The organism is Mesorhizobium sp. BH1-1-4 (assembly GCF_020165665.1).
Lineage (GTDB): Bacteria > Pseudomonadota > Alphaproteobacteria > Rhizobiales > Rhizobiaceae > Mesorhizobium.
This window is the reverse complement of the sequence record NZ_JAIUIN010000001.1, coordinates 305884-324627: the sequence shown is the minus strand read 5'-3', so window position 1 is coordinate 324627 and position 18744 is coordinate 305884. Positions and strand designations below refer to the sequence as shown.

The 18744-nt window shown below is 63.6% G+C and carries 20 protein-coding genes; 3 read left to right on the top strand and 17 right to left on the bottom strand.

Annotated features, from left to right (window positions below; translation table 11 throughout):
* Positions 1 to 4 precede the first annotated feature (4 nt).
* The 17 genes from metK to LB569_RS01390 form a co-directional block, all read right to left on the bottom strand.
* The gene (gene metK, locus LB569_RS01470) at positions 5 to 1270 is read right to left on the bottom strand and encodes a methionine adenosyltransferase (protein ID WP_224690790.1); all 1266 of its coding nucleotides are present in this window, start codon (positions 1268 to 1270) and stop codon (positions 5 to 7) included.
* Between the two features lie 167 nt (positions 1271 to 1437).
* Positions 1438 to 1857, bottom strand: coding sequence for a helix-turn-helix domain-containing protein (locus LB569_RS01465; protein ID WP_140706264.1), 420 nt, complete (start codon positions 1855 to 1857; stop codon positions 1438 to 1440).
* A gap of 138 nt (positions 1858 to 1995) precedes the next feature.
* Positions 1996 to 3588 carry an apolipoprotein N-acyltransferase gene (gene lnt / locus LB569_RS01460; protein ID WP_224690789.1) on the bottom strand — a complete coding sequence of 531 codons (1593 nt, stop codon included), beginning with the start codon at positions 3586 to 3588 and terminating at the stop codon, positions 1996 to 1998.
* Positions 3589 to 3679: 91 nt separating this feature from the next.
* Positions 3680 to 4150: a VOC family protein gene (locus tag LB569_RS01455; protein WP_224690788.1), complete on the bottom strand. Its 471-nt coding sequence runs from the start codon at positions 4148 to 4150 to the stop codon at positions 3680 to 3682.
* A 14-nt stretch (positions 4151 to 4164) separates the two neighbouring features.
* Positions 4165 to 5259 (bottom strand): hemolysin family protein, encoded by a 1095-nt coding sequence (locus LB569_RS01450; RefSeq protein ID WP_224690787.1) that lies wholly within the window; start codon positions 5257 to 5259, stop codon positions 4165 to 4167.
* A gap of 28 nt (positions 5260 to 5287) precedes the next feature.
* Entirely contained in the window at positions 5288 to 5794 is a 507-nt protein-coding gene (gene ybeY / locus LB569_RS01445) for an rRNA maturation RNase YbeY (protein ID WP_224690786.1), read from the bottom strand.
* Positions 5795 to 5812: 18 nt separating this feature from the next.
* Positions 5813 to 6805: a PhoH family protein gene (locus LB569_RS01440; RefSeq protein WP_224536181.1), complete on the bottom strand. Its 993-nt coding sequence runs from the start codon at positions 6803 to 6805 to the stop codon at positions 5813 to 5815.
* Between the two features lie 83 nt (positions 6806 to 6888).
* On the bottom strand, positions 6889 to 8298 hold the full coding sequence (gene miaB, locus LB569_RS01435) for a tRNA (N6-isopentenyl adenosine(37)-C2)-methylthiotransferase MiaB (RefSeq protein WP_224690785.1): 1410 nt from the start codon (positions 8296 to 8298) through the stop codon (positions 6889 to 6891).
* 75 nt (positions 8299 to 8373) lie between these two features.
* Positions 8374 to 9174, bottom strand: coding sequence for a lysophospholipid acyltransferase family protein (locus LB569_RS01430; RefSeq protein WP_224690784.1), 801 nt, complete (start codon positions 9172 to 9174; stop codon positions 8374 to 8376).
* Between the two features lie 26 nt (positions 9175 to 9200).
* Positions 9201 to 9695 carry a ribosomal protein S18-alanine N-acetyltransferase gene (gene rimI / locus LB569_RS01425; RefSeq protein ID WP_140706277.1) on the bottom strand — a complete coding sequence of 165 codons (495 nt, stop codon included), beginning with the start codon at positions 9693 to 9695 and terminating at the stop codon, positions 9201 to 9203.
* Positions 9695 to 10372: a tRNA (adenosine(37)-N6)-threonylcarbamoyltransferase complex dimerization subunit type 1 TsaB gene (gene tsaB / locus LB569_RS01420; RefSeq protein ID WP_224690783.1), complete on the bottom strand. Its 678-nt coding sequence runs from the start codon at positions 10370 to 10372 to the stop codon at positions 9695 to 9697. Before tsaB ends, rimI begins: the two co-directional genes overlap by 1 nt.
* Positions 10373 to 10477: 105 nt before the next feature.
* The gene (locus LB569_RS01415) at positions 10478 to 11584 is read right to left on the bottom strand and encodes a DUF1513 domain-containing protein (protein WP_224690782.1); all 1107 of its coding nucleotides are present in this window, start codon (positions 11582 to 11584) and stop codon (positions 10478 to 10480) included.
* Positions 11585 to 11586: 2 nt separating this feature from the next.
* Positions 11587 to 12666: an imelysin family protein gene (locus LB569_RS01410; RefSeq protein WP_224690781.1), complete on the bottom strand. Its 1080-nt coding sequence runs from the start codon at positions 12664 to 12666 to the stop codon at positions 11587 to 11589.
* Positions 12666 to 14267, bottom strand: coding sequence for a di-heme oxidoredictase family protein (locus LB569_RS01405; protein ID WP_224690780.1), 1602 nt, complete (start codon positions 14265 to 14267; stop codon positions 12666 to 12668). The genes LB569_RS01410 and LB569_RS01405 overlap by 1 nt, the downstream gene beginning before the upstream one ends.
* A gap of 12 nt (positions 14268 to 14279) precedes the next feature.
* Positions 14280 to 14765: a bacterioferritin gene (gene bfr, locus LB569_RS01400; protein WP_140706286.1), complete on the bottom strand. Its 486-nt coding sequence runs from the start codon at positions 14763 to 14765 to the stop codon at positions 14280 to 14282.
* Positions 14731 to 15042, bottom strand: coding sequence for a (2Fe-2S)-binding protein (locus LB569_RS01395; RefSeq protein ID WP_140706288.1), 312 nt, complete (start codon positions 15040 to 15042; stop codon positions 14731 to 14733). The genes bfr and LB569_RS01395 overlap by 35 nt, the downstream gene beginning before the upstream one ends.
* A 55-nt stretch (positions 15043 to 15097) precedes the next feature.
* Positions 15098 to 16387, bottom strand: coding sequence for an imelysin family protein (locus LB569_RS01390; protein ID WP_224691112.1), 1290 nt, complete (start codon positions 16385 to 16387; stop codon positions 15098 to 15100).
* A gap of 434 nt (positions 16388 to 16821) precedes the next feature.
* On the opposite strand from LB569_RS01390, the gene LB569_RS01385 reads away from it, so the two are divergent.
* The 3 genes from LB569_RS01385 (at position 16822) to LB569_RS01375 (ending at position 18725) form a co-directional block, all read left to right on the top strand.
* Positions 16822 to 18075, top strand: coding sequence for an NAD(P)/FAD-dependent oxidoreductase (locus LB569_RS01385; RefSeq protein ID WP_224690779.1), 1254 nt, complete (start codon positions 16822 to 16824; stop codon positions 18073 to 18075).
* An 81-nt stretch (positions 18076 to 18156) separates the two neighbouring features.
* Positions 18157 to 18414: a type II toxin-antitoxin system ParD family antitoxin gene (locus LB569_RS01380; protein ID WP_140706292.1), complete on the top strand. Its 258-nt coding sequence runs from the start codon at positions 18157 to 18159 to the stop codon at positions 18412 to 18414.
* Positions 18414 to 18725, top strand: coding sequence for a type II toxin-antitoxin system RelE/ParE family toxin (locus LB569_RS01375; RefSeq protein ID WP_140706294.1), 312 nt, complete (start codon positions 18414 to 18416; stop codon positions 18723 to 18725). The genes LB569_RS01380 and LB569_RS01375 overlap by 1 nt, the downstream gene beginning before the upstream one ends.
* Positions 18726 to 18744 lie beyond the last annotated feature (19 nt).

The window sequence follows — 18744 nt, the reverse complement described above, 5'->3', positions numbered from 1 at the left end:
GCCCTCAGGCCGCGACAGCATCCTTGAGCGCCTTGGCCAGATCGGTCTTTTCCCAGGAGAAAGATCCGTCACGGCCGGCCTTGCGGCCGAAGTGGCCGTAGGACGACGTCTTAGCGTAGATCGGCTTGTTGAGATCGAGGTGACGGCGAATGCCTGACGGCGACAGGTCCATCACGGTGCGCAACGCGTCCTCGAGCTTTGCCTCGTCGACCTTGCCGGTGCCGTGCAGGTCGACATAGACCGACAGCGGCTGGGCGACGCCGATAGCGTAGGACAGCTGGATGGTGCAGCGATCGGCAAGCTTCGCCGCCACGACATTCTTGGCCAGATAGCGCGCCGCGTAGGCGGCCGAGCGGTCGACCTTGGTGGTGTCCTTGCCGGAGAAGGCGCCGCCGCCATGCGGTGCGGCACCGCCATAGGTGTCGACGATGATCTTGCGGCCGGTCAGGCCGGCGTCGCCGTCCGGACCGCCGATGACGAACTTGCCGGTCGGGTTGATGTACCACATGCAGTCGTCAGCGATCTTGAGGTCGCCCAATGCCTCGCGGATATAGGGTTCCACGACCTTGCGGACCTTCTTGGAATCCCAGCTCGAATCGAGATGCTGGGTCGACAGCACGATCTGCGTCGCTTCGGCGGCCTTGCCGTCGATGTAGCGGACGGTGACCTGGCTCTTGGCATCCGGCCCGAGCTTGCCGGCCTCGCCATTGTTTTCGTGACGGGCGGCGGCCAGCAGTTCGAGGATTTTGTGGCTGTAGTAGATCGGCGCCGGCATCAGGTCCGGTGTCTCGCGGCAGGCATAGCCGAACATGATGCCCTGGTCGCCGGCACCTTCCTCGCCCTGGCGGTCGGCGGCGTTGTCGACGCCCTGGCCGATGTCGGGCGACTGGCCATGCAGCAGCACCTCGATCTTGGCCGTCTTCCAGTGAAAGCCCGCCTGCTCGTAGCCGATCTCACGGATCGCCTTGCGGGCCACGGATTTGAACTTGGCCGGGTTGACGACCGGGTGACCGGCGGCATCCTTGAGGATGTTGCCAGCCTTGTCCTTTTTCAGGAGCGTATCGGGAACGCGCACTTCACCGGCGATGACGACGCGGTTGGTGGTCGCCAGCGTCTCGCAGGCGACACGGACCTTCCACGGGTCCATGCCGGTCTTCTTGGCTTCACGATAGACCAGATCGACGATTTCGTCGGAGATCCGGTCACAGACTTTGTCGGGATGGCCCTCGGCAACGGATTCCGAGGTGAAGAAGTAGTTCTGCCGCGTCACGGGTGTCCCCTCTTGAAAAACGATCGGCAGGCTGCCGATTTGGCGCGCCACGTGTTAGCGGGGCAAAGCGCTGCTCGTCAAGCGTTGCCGCGGGTCTGGCCTGAATGTCGGAGGCGATATTTTGTGCCACCGGTGGCGCACGCCGCCGGTGCGAAGCGCATCGCGGATCAGTCGAGATCGTCCTCGGCCAGCGATTTCACAAGGTCGATGATCCTGCGACGCACCTTGACGTCGGCGATCTTGACAAAAGCCCGATTGAGCTGAAGCCCTTCGGGGCTGCCGCAGAATTCGACGGCGAAAGCCATGGAACTGTCTTCGGCAAAGCCGCGGCCGGCAACCGGCTCCTGGCCCGGCGCATCCTCGAAAAAGAAGGCGACGGGCACGCCGAGTATGGAGGCTATCGCCTGCAGGCGGCTGGCGCCGACGCGATTGGTGCCCTTTTCATATTTCTGGATCTGCTGAAAGGTGATGCCGAGATTCTCGCCCAGCTTTTCCTGGCTCATTCCGAGCATATTGCGGCGAAGCCGGACCCGGCTTCCAACGTGGATATCGATGGGATTCGGTTTCTTCTTGTTTTCTTCTGTCATTTTTTCCTCGCCGAATTTTTTCGGCTTTGTGATTTTTTCCCGCCCAAACAAAGCCGGAGGCGACTGCCCCAACAGAACGATCCACCAGCTTCGAGAAATTTTCAGGCGGTACAGTATGAGTTTCTAATGTGCCGACTGTCAATTCACCCGTAGCCTTTGCCTTACGTTCAACAAGACCCCTACCAGCGCAAACAGCAACATGATCAGCATTCCGTTAATGCGCCGCTGGCGGGACGAAACAACCGTCTGTTCGGAAACAGGCACCTTCACATCGATGGCTCCGCGCGCGTCGATCGCCAGCGCATCGACGACGCGGCCATGTGGGTCGACAACGGCCGAGATGCCGTTGTTAGCGGCACGCAACAAAGGCAATCCGTTCTCCACCGCGCGAATCTGGGCCTGCCTGAAATGCTGATACGGTCCCGGCGTGTCGCCGAACCACGCATCATTGGTAACGTTCACAATAAGCTGCGATGACGCAGCGTCAACTGCCACAAGATCGGGAAAGATCACCTCATAACAGATAAATGGCAGCGCACGGATGCCGCCTGGCAGCGTGATGGCGTGACGCTCGTTGCCGGCCGTGAAGTTCATCGGCCCGGCGACGAGCTGTTCGATGCCGAAACGGCCGAGCAGATCGGCAAAAGGCAGATATTCGCCGAACGGCACCAGATGGACCTTGTCCACGGCATCGGCGATTTCGCCCTTGTCGTTGATCGCCACCACGGAATTGTAATAGCGGCTGTCGGCACTGGCCGCCGAGCCGCCCTCCTCGCGCACGACGCCGGCGATCAGCATCTGGCCGTCGCCCAGCATGTCGCCCAGCGCCGTCAGGGCGTCGGGGCGCTCGGTAAAGAGGAACGGCACCGAGGTTTCCGGCCAGAGAATCAGTTGCGGCTTCCCGTGACCCGGATCCGGCGCCTTGGCGGACAGGCCCAGCAAGGTGGCGAAGATGCGGTCGCGCACCGAGGCATCCCACTTTTCCGACAGGTCGACGGCCGGCTGGACGATGCGGACATCGAGTGTGCGGCTCGCGGGCGCGGCCGGGGCGGTGAGCCTGACATAGCCAAAGCCGGCATGGGCGGCCGCGAGCACGACAAACAGTGCGGCGCCGAGCCGAAGATGCCGGCGCGCCGCCAGCAGCGCCGGCAGGGCGAAAACGAAAACCGCGAGCGCGTTCATGCCGATCATGCCGGTCACCGAGACGCTCTGCATCAAAAGCGGTACCGGCATCGCCGCGTAGCCGATGGCATTCCAGGGAAAACCGGTGAACAGGAAGCCGCGCAGCCACTCCGCCAGAGCAAAAGCGAAGGCAAGGGCCGCGATACGGCCGATATCGCTGCTCCACAGCAGCCTGGCGAACATGGTTGCGAAGCCATAGAAAAAAGCGAGCGCGAAGGGAATGCCGACCACCGCGAAGGGAAGCGCCCAGGCAAAGTCGTCGGCCTCGACCAGCAGCGCCGAGCCGATCCACCAGAGCCCGGCGAGAAAATAGCCGAAGCCGAACCACCAGCCGACGGCAAAAGCCGGCCGCAGGCGGCGCAACAGGCTGCCGGAGGCTTCGCCGGTCGCACCGTCGAGCAGCCAGACCAGCAGCGGAAACGAAATGAAACAGGCGGCGAAGAAATCGTAGGGCGCCTGGCCCAGCACCGCCAGCGCCCCGGCGAGAAACGCCACCAGCGCACGCCGCCAACCCCAAAGCAGAATTATCCGGCCGGCAAGGCGCTCCATGCGTATTTCCGAGTCGCGCGAATCAGGAGCCAAGATTTAGCAGGCCGCGCCGCGTGCTCCAAACGCGCGATGAACGCGGCTTTCCGCCGCTCTACCGATGCCAGCCCTCTATGCGCAGGCCAGCCATTTTTTCGGCTTCTTCGCGGGACACCGAACGCAAGGTCTGGGAAAAAGTCCAGACATGGCCTTCGGGATCGCGCGCCCGATACTGGCGCTCGCCATAGAACTGGTCCGTCGGCTCCTGGATTATGGCGGCGCCCGCCGCCCGCGCCTGCTCGCAATGGGCGTCCAGGCCGTCTTTCAGCCTGATATAGACCGACTGCGTGTTCTTGCCGCCGACCGATGCCGGGCTTGCGACATAATCGGCCCATTCGGAATCGACGATGATGTAGCCGTCCCCGAACCGCATCTCGGCATGGACCATTTTCCCATCGGTATCGGTGACCACCATGCTGCGCTCGAAGCCGAAGGCTGCCTCGAGCCAGTCCAGCGCCGCACGCGGGTTCCGGTAGAACACGCCAGAGCCGAGGACCGGATGCTTGAACGGATCCTCGACCCTCATGGCGCCGCGGCTTTTCAGGCCTGTTCGGTGCGCGCCGTGGCGCGCCGGCGGCGCTCGCCCTTCTGGCTCTGCACGATGCGCACGCGCTTGACGCGGCGCGGGTCGGCGTCCAGCACATGGAATTCGAAGCCGGGAATGGCCTGAACCACCTCGCCGCGCGCCGGCACGCGGCCGAGCGTGTTGAAGATCATGCCGCCAATGGTGTCGACATATTCGCCATGCTCCCCGGCGGCGAAATCCTCGCCGATCATCTTGGCGACCTCGTCGATCTCGGCCTTGCCGTCGACGATGAACACGCCGTCGCCGGTCTGGGTGATCATCGGCTCGTCTTCGTCGTGCTCGTCCTCGATGTCGCCGACCACCATCTCGACAATGTCCTCGAGCGAGACGAGGCCGTCCGTGCCGCCATACTCATCGATGACCAGGGCCATTTGCGTGCGCGTCGTCTGCATGCGGGCCATCAGGTCGGAGGCAAGCATCGACGGCGGCACGAACAGGACCTGGCGGATCAGGTTGAGCTCGCCGATGGTACGCGCGAGATCGACCTGGGCAAGATCCAGCTGCGTGGCGATGGGTGTCTTGCGGGTCGTGCGGCCCTTCCTGACGCGCGCCAGCTTGGTGATGTGGGCTAGCACGTCGCGGATATGGACCATGCCGCGCGGGTCGTCGAGCGTCTCGGAATAGACCGGCATGCGGGAATGGCCGGATTGCTCGAACATGCCAAGCAGATCGCCGAGCGTCGTGGTGATCTCGGTCGCTTCGATATCCGCACGCGGCACCATGACGTCCTCGACGCGCACCTCGCGCAGCCGAAGGATGTTGTTGAGCATGGCACGCTCGCCGGGCGAAAAGGATTCGACGTCGCTCGTCGTCTCGGCGAGCGCGCCGGCGATCTCCTCGCGCAGGCTGGTGCCGTTGCGTTGCCGGAACAGGCCCAGCACGCGGTTGAACAGGGAGGGACCGGCAGGCGACGGCTCGATGGCGGCGCTGCCGGCGTTGGCACCACCAGAGGTAATAGTACTCGGACTTGATCCCTCTTCCGACGTGTCGGAAGCCTTGATCGCACTGCCGGCATCGGGGCGGGCGGCAGTCTCTGTTTTGTCGTTCATCGTCGTCCGGTCAATTGGTCTTTTTTAGTTACGCGTAGGGATCGGGAATGGCAAGCCTTGCAAGCGCGGCGCGCTCGATGGCTTCCATCTCCTCGGCCTCGACGTCGGTCTCGTGATCATGGCCCATGAGATGCAGCAGGCCATGGATGACGAGATGGGAGATATGGTTCGCGATCGGCTTGTCTTCCAGTACCGCCTCGCGCGCCACCGTCTCGGCGGCGAGCACGATGTCGCCCAGCATCGGCGGCAGCGGACCGCCTTTTGCAGCCGGAAAAGCCGGGAAAGACAGGACGTTGGTGGGTTTGTCCTTGCCTCGCCAGGCGGCATTCAGCGTGCGAATATGGGCGTCGTCGGAAAAAACGATGCTGAGTTCGGAACGACCCGTCACGCCGCTCTCGGCAAAGGCGGCATCAACCGCGCGATCGACCAACCGCGTCAGGCTTGCCTCGTCGGGCCAGTCGCCCGCTTCGACCGATATATCGATCTCGACGGGAACCGGATGGCTCCCGCCGCCGGATGTGTTGTTCTCAGGCATCAAGCCGCATCGTCAAGATCAATTCTCGGCACCGAGGCCACGCGCCAGCTTGGCGTCCCGGTCATAGGCCCTGACGATTTCGGCCACCAGCGGATGGCGAACGACGTCGACATCGTTGAAGCGCACGGTAACCGCGCCCGCCACGCCGTCGAGGACACGCAAGGCTTCGACCAGGCCCGATTTGGTGCTCGGAGGCAAATCTATCTGGGTGGGATCGCCGGTGACGATCATGCGCGAGTTCTCGCCGAGACGGGTGAGAAACATCTTCATCTGCATCGGCGTGGTGTTCTGCGCCTCGTCGAGGATGACCGCGGCATGCGCCAGGGTGCGGCCGCGCATAAAGGCGAGCGGTGCGATCTCTATCACCTCGGCGGCAATGGCGCGCTCGACCTTGTCGGCCGGCATCATGTCATAGAGTGCGTCATAAAGCGGGCGCAGATAGGGATCGACCTTCTCCTTCATGTCGCCCGGCAGGAAGCCCAGCCGTTCGCCAGCCTCGACGGCCGGCCGCGACAGGATGATGCGCTCGACCATGCCGCGCTCGAGCAGCATCGCCGCGTGCGCCACCGCCAGATAGGTCTTGCCGGTGCCGGCCGGACCGATGCCGAACACCAGTTCAGACCGCTCCAGCGCCCGCATATAGGCGTCCTGGTTCAGCGAACGGGCATAGATGGTCTTCTTGCGGGTGGCGATCTGGGCGGCGGAGACCTTGCCCTTGCGCTCCAGCGTCGGCAGCGTGAGCTGATCATCGGCGGCGATCGCCATGCGCACGGCGCCGTCGACATCGGACTGGCCGATATCGACGCCCTTCTGCAGGATGCCGTAGAGATTGTCCAAGGCACGGCGCGCCTGTTCGGCCGCGGAAGCCGATCCTTTGATGGTCAGCTGGTTGCCGCGCGAGCGGATATCGACGCCCAGCTTCTGCTCGAGCCGGGCGAGGTTTTCATCGAACTGGCCGTAAAGGGCGCTGGCAAGCTTGTTGTTGTCGAAAGTCAGAACGATGTGCGCCATGTCAGAAGCCCCGGATGCCGGTACCGGGGGCAGATTCTTCAGCTCCGCTGCGCTCAACCGTCTCTCCTCATCTGCCGAGACCATCAGGCCAATTCGGCGAACAGGCTATTGTAGCCCGTCTTCGTGATTCGCACCTTGATAATGTCACCGATTTCACCGGCGTTTTCATCAACAATAACGGGCTGCAGCCAAGGCGAGCGGCCGACCTTCTGGCCGGCCTGACGGCCGGGCTTCTCGATCAGCGTGTCGATGGTGCTACCGACCAGGCTCGAGCCGAAATCCTGCTGTTGTTTCAACAGCAGGGCCTGCAAGCGCTGCAAGCGCTCATCCTTGACCGCTTCCGGCACGTGATCGGGCATGTCGGCGCCCGGCGTGCCGGGACGCGGCGAATATTTGAACGAGAAGGCCGACGCGTAGTTCACCTGGCGTACCAGATCCATGGTCGCCTCGAAATCGGCCTCCGTCTCGCCAGGGAAACCGACGATGAAGTCGCCCGACAGCGCGATATCGGGGCGGGCGGCGCGGATGCGGTCGAGCAGCGCCAGATAGTCCTTGGCCGTATGCCTACGGTTCATGGCCTTCAGGATGCGATCCGACCCGGATTGCACCGGAAGATGCAGATAAGGCATCAGGGCCGCCAGGTCGCGATGCGCCGCGATCAGCTCGTCGTCCATGTCGCGCGGATGGCTGGTCGTGTAACGCAGCCGCGCCAGGCCGGGGATTTCGGCGAGCCTGAACAGCAGCCGGCCAAGGCCCCATTCCTCGCCATTATCGCCCTGGCCATGCCAGGCGTTGACGTTCTGGCCAAGCAGCGTCACCTCGCGCACCCCGGCCTCGGCAAGGCGTTCGGCCTCGGCAACGATCTGCGCCACCGGCCGCGACACTTCCGAGCCCCTCGTATAGGGCACGACGCAGAAGGTGCAGAACTTGTCGCAGCCTTCCTGGACGGTGAGGAAGGCGGTGACACCGCGCTTGATCACCTCGGCGCGCTTGGGCTGCGGCAGATGTTCGAACTTGTCCTCGATGGCGTATTCGGTCTCGACGATCTTCTCGCCGCCGCGAACCCTGGCCAGCACGTCGGGCAGACGGTGATAGGTCTGCGGGCCGATGACCAGATCGACGGCCGGCGAACGCCGGATGATCTCGGCGCCCTCGGCCTGCGCCACGCAGCCGGCGACGCCGATCAGCATCTGGCGGCCTGCCTCGGCGCGTTCGGCCTTCATGTCGCGGATGCGGCCAAGTTCGGAATAGACCTTTTCGGCCGCTTTTTCCCTGATATGGCAGGTGTTGAGCAGCACCAGATCGGCCTCGCCGATGGCATCGGTCGCGGCATAGCCGTCGGCGGCCAGCGCGTCGGCCATGCGCTGTGAATCATAGACGTTCATCTGGCAGCCATAGGTCTTGATGAAGACCTTCTTCGCCGCCGTGGCGCGCACCGCCGGCTGTCCGGCCACTGTGCCGATGTCGTCGCTTTCAATCGTGTTCAAGTCCATCCGGCGGCTTCTAACGCCTTTCCGTGACAAAAAACAGACGATTCTCGGCATGTGTCGGCCGGCGCATGCCGGGAGCTAGCGGCTCGGCAGCGGATCGGCGAGTGCCGCCTGCATCATCTCGCGCACCCGGGCTTCCATCAGCCTGGAGGTTTCCTTGCGGTTGGAGCCCTTGGCAAAGGCGATCGGTTCGCCGAAATGCACCTCGACGTCGAGCGCACCCTCGGCCATCAGCACCTTGAGATGCGGCATCAGGTCCTCGTCGCCGATCCAGGCCGCAATCGGGCGGTGGCGGCGGCCAAGCGGCACGCCGTGCAGGCGCGTATAGGCGATCGCAACGGGCTGGATGAACACTTCCTGCGCGGCACCTTCAGAGATCGCCATCGAGGCGGCGCCGAACAGGGTGCTCTTGAAGGGCAGGACGACATTGCCGTCACCGGTCGACCCTTCGGCGAACAGCACCATGGCGTCGCCCTTGGCCATGCGATTGGCGATCTCGCTCGCCTGGTCGCCCGAGGAGCGCTTGCGCTCGCGCTCGATGAAGACGGTGCGCTGCAATTTCGACAGCATGCCGATCAGCGGCCAGCCTTCCATGTCGGCCCGGGCGATGAATTTCACATCCGCAAAAGAGCCCAGCACCATGATGTCGGTCCAGGAGATGTGGTTCGATGCCACCAGCAAGGGGCGTTTGTCGGAGAGTGCGCCCCTGACATGAATGCGCATGCCGAGCGCCCGGATGATCAGCCGATGCCAGATCTTGAGGATGACGGTTTCCGGCCACCAGCGGGTTTTCATCGACAGGATCTGCAGCGGTACGAGAACCAGCGAGCCGGCGACGACGAGGCCCAGCGCCAGGAAAATCCTGATTTTTCCGATCATATGTCCTGGCCCTACCCGATCCCTCGCTAGCGAAGATCGCGGCGCATGACAAGCGCGCCGGTCGGCCCGCGATCGGGCGACTTGTAGTAATCCGGGCGCTTGCCGACTTCCCGAAAACCAAGCCGACGATAGAGGGCGATCGCCGCGGCATTGGTCTCGTCGACTTCGAGGAACAAGGCTTCGGCGCGCTGCGAATGCAGTTCGCGCAGCACCGCGTCCATCAACTGCCAGCCCAGTCCCTGGCGGCGATGCGACCGCGCCACCGCGACGGTCAGGATTTCACCCTCGCCCGCGGCCAGGCGGGCGAGGACGAAGCCAACAGGCGGCTTGGCGCCCTGCCCAGTTTCGCGCGCGGCATAACCGAACACGGTGTCCTGTTCGAGCAAGGCCGCGAACTCACCGTCGGTCCATGGGCGGACAAAATCCTCGCGATGCAGCACCGAGACCGCTGGGCTGTCGGTGATCCTGAGCGGCTCGAGCGCATAGTCCCGGCGACGCGATTGGAGAAAAGGTATGCGCATTAATTTTTTTGCCTCGAAAGTATAAATCCAGCCTGTGGCTTGGCGTCCGCGCCGCGCAAATAGAGCGGTTTCGGCCTTTCGCCCTGCCCCTTTGCGGCAGCAAGCCGGGCGTAGGTGAGAATGTCGGCGGTGGCCGTCCGAGGTCCGATCTCGAAAGGTCGGCCGGCCGATTGATCGATCAGCGCCGCCGCCGTACCAGCGAGCACCGCGGAATGTTCCGACGCCATGGCCGCCGCGTTGGCAAGCGCGGCCACGGCCGGTCCGTAAGTCAAAACTGACATTTCATCATAAAGCGCGACATGGATTTCCTCGCGCCCGGCGTCGAGCGACGCCAGCACGGCGCGTGCCGGAAACGCGGCGGCCGCCTCGGCGGCCAGCGCCTCGAGCGTCGTTACCCCGATTGCCGGGACCTTGAGCGCCAATGCCAGGCCGCGCGCGGTCGAGACACCGACGCGCAGGCCGGTGAAGGAGCCGGGGCCGACGGAGACGGCGATGGCGCCAACATCGGGATAAGCCAACCCACCTGACTTCATCGCCTCGGCGATCACGGCCATCAGGTGCTCGGCATGGCCTTTGCCGAGATCAAGCACCGAGCGGCCAAGCTCCCGCCCGGACGCCGCGTCGTAGACGCAGGCGGCGCAGAGGCTGGCGGCACAGTCGATAGCGAGAACTTTCATGAAACGACCGGTTCTAAAAACCATTCCTGTGCCCGCCACGGCGCGCAACCGCAAGGGTATAGTGCACAATTTGTTAAGCGGCTTCGGTTTGGCCGGCAGGAACGCTTATGCTGCCTCATCTATGCGCAGCACGTGGTTGTCCCAGACATAGTCCGGTTCCGACCGCATGGCACCGCCGCCTTCGATGATCTCGCCGGCGCCCGTTGTGGCCATGAACCCGGCCCCGTCGGGCGCCACGCCGCAGACCTCGACCAGCGCGCTGGAGGAGACCACCCGGCCGCTGCCCGCATCGATGACGACCAGCGAATTGCCCTCCGGCGAGGATACGGCAACGGTACCGGCAACGGGGTTGGCGGCGACCGAGCCGATATAGTTGCGGAAGCCGGACAGCACGTCCCGGGGCATGTCGAGCAAGGCCAGATCCTTGCCACGCGCGGCACGGCCGACCAGCGGCGGACGATCGGTGCCCGGCCCCCGGTACTGGCAACCGAACCAGACGGTGCCGGATCGGTCCGTGTCCATGTGGCGGATCGACAGCTGGTGCAGTGCGGCCGGCAGTTCATGCTTTTCGATGAGATCCCCGGTGATCCGGTCGACCAGCGCATAGGAAGGTTTCATGGTGGCGATGTTGAGCTCGGCGCGGCCATAGTCGGGATGGGTCTCGATGCCGCCATTGGCGACCGCGATTGTCTTGCCGTCGCCCAGGAGCAGAAGTTCGTGCGGCCCCATGCCATAAGTCGGGAATTCGCCAATACGCTTGAATTTCGCCCTGGTGTCATAGACGCCGACGACGCCGGCGGCGTTGTCGAAATCGTTCTCGGTGGCGTAAAGCAACGCGCCGTCGGGCGAGAACACGCCATGGCCGAAGAAATGCCGGCCGGCGATGCTGGCTATGGTCAGCGGGGCGTCGCGCCCGGTGTGATCGAAAACGACGGCGAAGGTGCCGGGCTGGCGGGCGAAAACCACCGAACGCTTCGATATGGGATCGAAGGTGACGTCATGGCCGCGATCGGGCAGGTCGATCGCATGCAGGAGCTTGCCGGCCTCGGAGAGGACGGCGGCGCCAAAACCGCCGTCGCGCTTGACGAAGGCGGTGGCGAAGACTGCATCCGCCGCAAGCGTGTTCGCCCAGGCTGAGGGCGTCACCGCGGCGGCAAAGCCAATGCCGGCGGCCCTGAGGAAATCGCGGCGATCGATGAGCAATCTCTTCATGCTCAGTCCCCATCCAGCGACGAGAAGCCGGCGGTCAGGCCGAATTCGGCGGTCAGCCTGGTGCCGATCAGGGTCGACAGGCTCGAGGTGATCAGGGCGAAATGCTCGAATTTTTCGCGCAGCGCCGGATCGGCGAGCGCCTTGTCGACCGGACCCTGGACGGCCTTGGCGGTGGCGACGCCGTTGAGCAGCTGGATATGGATCGATTCCGCCATCCAACGCGCGTCCTCGGGCAACGCGTCGCCAAGCTTCGACACCTGGAACAGCGCATCGATGCCGGCCAGATTTCCAGCCAGCGCATTGGCGGTGTTTTGCGAACGCCAGTAGATCGCCTGTTTTGGCTTGTCGGCGTCGGGCCTGGCGCCCAGGAAGCCCTTGAGGCGAACATCCCTGACCATTTCCAGCTCGTTGATGAAGACGCCGACGAGTTCGGTCACCGCCTCGTTGCCATCGCGATAGAGCGCATTTTGCGGCCCCGGATTGGCCCAGAGCGCCGCGAAGCCGTCTGGTTTGTCCCAGGCCGCGCTGACGTCGGCGGCGATGGTTTCGATGTTGCCGGCAACGGCCGCGCCATAGGCGCAGCGATAGGGTTCGTCCTTGCCCGTCAAGGTATCGGCACCGTCGCCGTAAAGCACGAATTCCAGCGCGCCGAGCCCCTGCATGGCGACGCTCTTGCCGGCGAGCTGCACCGGATCGGTGGCCGCTGGATCCTTGTCCGACAGCGCCGCCTGTACCTGTTTCAGACCGATGCTCTTGCGGTCCGGCCAGAACAGCATGCGCTCCAGCCGGTTGTTCTCCTTCATCGGCCCGAAACCGATGATCTCGGCCGACGACCAGGCATAGACGGTGGCCGAGAACTCTGCCCGCGCCGCATCAAGCTCCCCTTGCGAGGGTGCCTCGCAGAGCTTGTGCATTGCCTTGGCGAGGACTTCCGCATGCTGGTGCAGATCTGCATAGGCCGGGCGGACAAAGCCGTCGATCGCGCGCTGGATGACGTCAGAGGCTTTGACCGCGGCCGATGCGGGCAAGGCGCCCAGCACCACAAGCGGAAGAACGAGAACCAGCGCGAAACGCTTCGGCATCAAAGTGACTCCAGGAATTTGACCAATGCATCGCGCTCGGTGGCGCTGGCGGCGGCAAAGCGGTCGCGCGCCTTTCGCGCCTCGCCACCATGCCACAGGATAGCCTCGACCAAAGAGCGCGCACGGCCATCGTGCAGATAGAAGGAATTGCCGTTGACCGTTTCGGTAAGGCCTATGCCCCATAGCGGCGGGGTGCGCCATTCATTGCCGGTCGCCTCGCCCACGGCTTGGCCATCGGCAAGGTCGGGCCCCATGTCGTGCAGCAGGAAATCGGAATAGGGCCAGATCAGCTGGAACGCCTGCGCCTTGTCTGGCGCGTCGCGGCGGGTAACGAATTTTGGCGTGTGGCAGGCAACGCAGCCGATTTCGTAAAACACCTTCTTGCCGGCGAGCACATCGGGCGAAGCGAGGTCGCGCCGCGCCGGCACTGCCAGGTTTCGCGAATAGAAGGTGACGAGGTCCATCACCGGCGCCGGTGCTTCGACGGGGCCGAGGCGCGCCTGCACGCCATTAGGCATGGCGAGGCATTTTATCTGCGCGGCGGTGCAGTCACCCCAGTGTTTCGGCTCTTCCGGCGTCGAGATGCCGATATCGCCGGCAAAGGCATCCGCCGCCTGCTGGCGGATCGATGCCGCCTGCGCCTTCCAGCCGAAACGGCCAATCGTCAGCTCGCCGCCCGGGCCATCGCGCACGATGTTCGGCTTGCCGGACACGCCATCGCCATCCCTGTCGTCCGGGTCGGCATGAGCCAGAATGTCCGCCGGCGCAATCTGCTCGATCAGGCCAAGGCCGATCATTGGCGGCGTCAGTCGCGGCGACAGCGTGGTGCGCGAATCGAGCGGCCCGTAGGCAAGGTCGGTGACGGAATAGCTGGGCTTGCGCAGGAAAACCACCGCGCCATCCGTCAGCTCCACCTTACGTCCCTGATATTGGACGCGCATCCTGCCTTCACCCTCGAGGCCAGGGACGGCCAGCTCCTGCAGCTGCGTGCCGTAGACCGGGTCAGGGAGATTGAGCAGCCTGTGGTCTGCGAGCGCCGCTCTCTCTTCCGCGTTGCTGGCATCGCGCGCCAGCCGCAGGAACATCGAGGTGGTACCGATATCACCCTGCGGCGGCCGGCCACGGCCATCCTTGAGATGGCAGTTCTGGCAGGCACGTTCATTGAACAGGGGCCCGAGCCCATCCGACGCCTGCGTCGAGGATGGCGACGAGACCCAGTTCTTGCGGAACAGCGCGTTGCCGAGCTTGAAGGTGCCTTCTTCCTCGAAGGTGATGTTGGCCGAGGATTGCGAGAAGGAATCACGGCTGACCTCCTTCCGCGAGGTGCCGGCGCCACCTTGCATCAGCTCGAAGGGTTCGGGTTTGGAGAAATCCGTGGTCGGCCTGATGACGGCGGTGACGCGCGCCTGATCCTTGGCATTGAGATCGGTGCGGCTGGCCGCGAGGCCGGCGGGTTGAAGATCGCCGGCGATCGCGGAGGATGTCAGCGCCAACAGCAAAATAACGCCGCGCCGACCAGCCAATCTGGCTGGCGTTTTCCGGGGGGGCAGCGGGCCTTGGGCCCGCCGCAAGCGGCGCAGGACGTCTAAAGGGCGCCGCATTCCCGCATGTCCTTACTCCGCCTCGTCCGCCGATGCGGCGTTGAGGAGGCCGTATTTCTCCTCGCCTATCGAGGCAAGCAGGTCGAGTTGCGTCTCGAGGAAGTCGATATGGCTTTCCTCGTCGGTGAGCAGTTCCTCGAACAGTTTCATCGTCACGTAGTCGCCCGCTTCCTCGCAGATTTCGCGCGACCGCTTGTAGGCGGTGCGTGCGTCATATTCGCCCGCGAGATCGGATTCGAGCACTTCCTTGACGTTCTGGCCGATGCGCAGCGGCGCCACGGACTGCAGGTTGGGATGGCCTTCCAGGAAGATGATGCGAGCGACGAGCTTGTCGGCGTGGTGCATCTCCTCGATCGATTCGGCGCGCTCCTTCTTGGCCAGCTTGGCGTATCCCCAGTCCTCGAGCAGACGGAAATGCACCCAATATTGATTGACGGCTCCAAGCTCCAGGAACAGAGCCTCGTTAAGCCGCTCGATGATCTGCGGTTCGCCTTTCATGGGTTCTGCTCCCGTATTGGACGCGCAGGCCTCTGACGCGATCCAGGTGTGAAACGATGTCCACGCCGCTCGCCTGCGAGCGGGCGTGGTAGTTCTCGGTGACCCGAATGATCGTTTCCACCACATTTGGGAAGCAGCCGCAACAGCGACCTCGCTTGTGCATGGCGTGATAGACTTTTGCCGGCACGATGAGCTGCCAGGGATCCTGATCCAGCAGGCCGATGATCGTCTGCTCGATCTCCTTCTCGGTGATGATGTTGCAATGGCAGATCAGCATTTCGTCGCTCTGGCTGACGGCGCTCCTATGCGCCGTTTGGCTGGGTGGTAAGGGCTTACTTGAACACCTTGTCGGGTGCGTCGAGGCTGTCGGACCCCTCGAAGGCGATGTTGTTCAGCTTCAAGGCGCCGACGGCACGTTCGATCGACTTGGTCTGGTCGATCAATGCGTCGATCGCCGCCTGCACGGTGGCGTTGCCTGCGGTATTGCCTTCGGCGATCTGCTGGTCGTAGGCCTCGCCGGCCAGCGCCCGCGCCTTGATCGCGTCCATCTTGGCGACCGAGACGTCGAGCTTGCCGGTCAGTTCCTGGTCGATCGCCGGATCGGCAGCCTTGACCATTTCGTGCACCGAGGGACCCGAAACGACGGTGCCGTCCAGCCTGGTGTAGCTGGCGAGATAGGCGGCGCGGATACCGACGGCATCATAGAGATGAGAATTGTAGGTGTTGTCGGAGAAGCAGTCATGCTCCTCTTCGGGATCGTGCAGCAAGAGGCCGAGTTTCATCCGCTCGCCGGCCAGTTCGCCGTAGGAGAGCGAACCCATGCCGGTGAAGATCACCGAAATGGCCGTGTTCGGCTCGCCATCGACCAGGTTCTTGCGCGCGGCGCCGTCTTCCTTCCAGTTGCCGACCATCTCCTGCAGGTCGGAAACCAGAAGGGTGCTGGCGGATTTCAGATATTCGGCCCGGCGGTCGCAATTGCCGCCGGTGCAGTTCTTGAGGTCGTAATCGGTGTAGGGGCGCTCGCCGGCGCCCGGGCCGGTGCCATGCAGGTCCTGGCCCCAGAGCAGAAATTCGATGGCGTGATAGCCGGTGGCGACATTGGCCTCGACGCCGCCGGCCTCCTGCAGCGTGCCGGAGAGGAATTCCGGCGACAGCTTCGAGGCGTCGACCTTCTTGCCGTTGATCTCGATCTCCTTGTTGGCGATCACATTGGCCGTATAGAGCGAATTCGCGTCCGATTCGGTGCCGTAGCTCTTGGCGACATAGTCGATCAGGCCTTCGTCCAGCGGCCAGGAATTCACCTTGCCTTCCCAGTCATCGACGATCTTGTTGCCGAAGCGATAGACCTCGGTCTGCTGGTAGGGCACGCGCGCCGCCTTCCAGGCGTCGCGGGCGGCATTGAGCGTTTCCGCCGACGGGCTGGCAAGCAGTGCGTCGACCGCCTTGTCGAGCGCCTGCGCCGTGGTCAGCGAATCCTCGTATTTGGCAAGCCCGATGTCGGCATAGGTCATGATCACGGCCTTCGTATCGGTCTCCGCCTTGGCCGGCAGCACGAAAACCGCCGCCGTCAACATTGCCGTGGCACCGATCGCAGCCAGCCTGCCGCCATATCGTGCTGTCATCATCACTCTCCAGGTCAAAGGGAATTCGGTAAAAGGCGCGCGCGCCAAACGGTGCCGGGACACAGGCACGCCATGCGGCACTAGGGATGCCGCGCCATTGCGCGGCTCAGGGAAGAAAGACACCAAATGCCTCCAATCGAACGGGTTCAAGGCCCAAACATCAAAGGGATGCGCTGACGCGCGAGCCTCCATAAAGCGACGGCGGCGCCGGAAGTCAACTGGCCAACCACAAAAAAATCAATTGAAACAACAGTTTAGAATTATTCTAAACTAGGATTATCAACTTTAAATCACATCGCCCGCACCTATCGCTGAGGAGGACGAGATTGACAGGAGCCGTTCCGGATGCGACCCGGACAAGGGCTCTCGCGGCGGCGGTGGACAATCGCCAGGTGGCGTCACGTCCTAGATTTGAAACAGGAATTCGGGTTGCGATGAAGAACGGCGTTGTCATTGTCGGTGCGGGTCATGCGGGCGTGCAAGCGGCGGCAAGCCTGCGCGAGGACGGCTATGAAGGGCCGGTGATCCTCGTCGGCGACGAGAGCGAACTGCCCTACCACAAGCCGCCGCTATCGAAGACCTTCATCAAGGACGCCGAGGCAAAGCCGCAACCCTTGCGCGGCGAGGCTTTTTATACCGGCAACACCATCGACTACCGGCCGGGCATCAGGATCGATCGTATCGATACGGCAGGCCGAAAGCTCGAAATTGAAGGCGGTGGCGAGCTTGCGTTCGACCACCTGATCCTGGCGACCGGCTCGCAGCCACGTATCCTGCCGCTGCCAGGCTCCGATCTTGCCGGCGTGCTATCGCTGCGCTCGCTGGCCGACGCGCGGCTGATCCGGGCGTTGAGCGCGCACAGCGAAGATGTCGTCATCCTCGGCGGCGGCTTCATCGGGCTGGAAATCGCCGCGACGCTGCGGGCGGCAGGCCGCACCGTAACGGTTGTCGAGGCCGTCGACCGGCTGCTTGGCCGCGCCGTGGCGCCTGTCGTGGCGAGCCATGTCCGGCAGCGGCTGGAAGCGACCGGCGTGCGCATCCTGACCGGCACCACCGTTGCAAGCCTCCAAGGTGAAAACGGCCACGTCAGCGCCGTCGTCATCTCGTCAGGCGAAATTCTGCCGGCGCGCATGGTCATTGTCGGCATCGGCGCCGTGCCGAACGTCGAACTGGCGCAGGAAGCTGGGCTCACGATCGCCAATGGCATTCGCGTCGATCAGCAGATGCGCAGTTCGGCGCCGCAAATCCTGGCCATCGGCGACGTCGCCTCCTATCGGCACTGGTTCACCGGCGGTGATGTCAGGCTGGAATCGGTGCAGAACGCCACGGACCAGGCGCGACTCGCCGCCCGGACAATTACCGGTCACACCGACGCCTATTCGGCGGTGCCGTGGTTCTGGTCCGACATTGGCGACATGAAGCTGCAGATGGTCGGCCTGACATCAGGAGGCGACAGCCATGTCGTGCTCGGCGACCTGCCCGACAACAAATTCTCGATCTATCACTATGCCGGTGACCGGCTGCTCGGCATCGAATCCGTCAACCGCCCCGGCGACCACATGCTTGGCCGCAAGATGCTCGGCGCCGGCTTCTCGCCAACGCCGCGGATGGTGGCCGGGGGCCCGGAAGAGCTAAAAGCAGCATTGGCTGCGTTTCAGCAGGACGATCCTGCCCGCGCCGCGAGCTAAAAGAAGCCGGGAACCTTGGCAAAACGCCTTGGCGATCTTATCATAAATTGATAATATTTGATAAGATGAAAGGTTGCTCTCATGCCTGCGAGCTATAGCATCGGCCCCCGCTACGAAACATTCGTGCGCGAACTGGTCGAAAGCGGCCGCTATGCCAGCGCCAGCGAAGTCGTGCGCGATAGCCTGCGCTTATTGGAGGAACGCGAGGAGCAGCGCCAAGCGAAACTTGCCGCGCTGCGTGAGGACATCCGCATAGGCGTCGAAAGCGGACCAAGCATTCCGGCCGACAGCGTCTTTGATCGCTTGGAGAAAAAATACAGCGGTGGAACCCGCAAATAATGGCTCTCAGTTTTGCCCCTGCCGCAGTGCAAGACATTGAGGAGATCGGCGATTACATCCATGCTGAAAATCCGGCCGCCGCTTACCGTCTAATATCCGCGCTTCGGGAACGATGTGGCCGCATAGCGAATGCGCCACGTGGGGGCGCACCTCGTTCCGCGCTTTGGCCTGGTCTGCGCTCCGTCGCGTTCCAGAAATATGTGATCTTCTACATCGCTCAAGGCAACGACGTGCGTGTCGAGCGCATCTTGCACGGTGCCCGCGATATCGCGGGCATTTTCGACGAAGGCAAGATGCCCAAAGACATGTGACGCGGAACGCCCGTCCTCG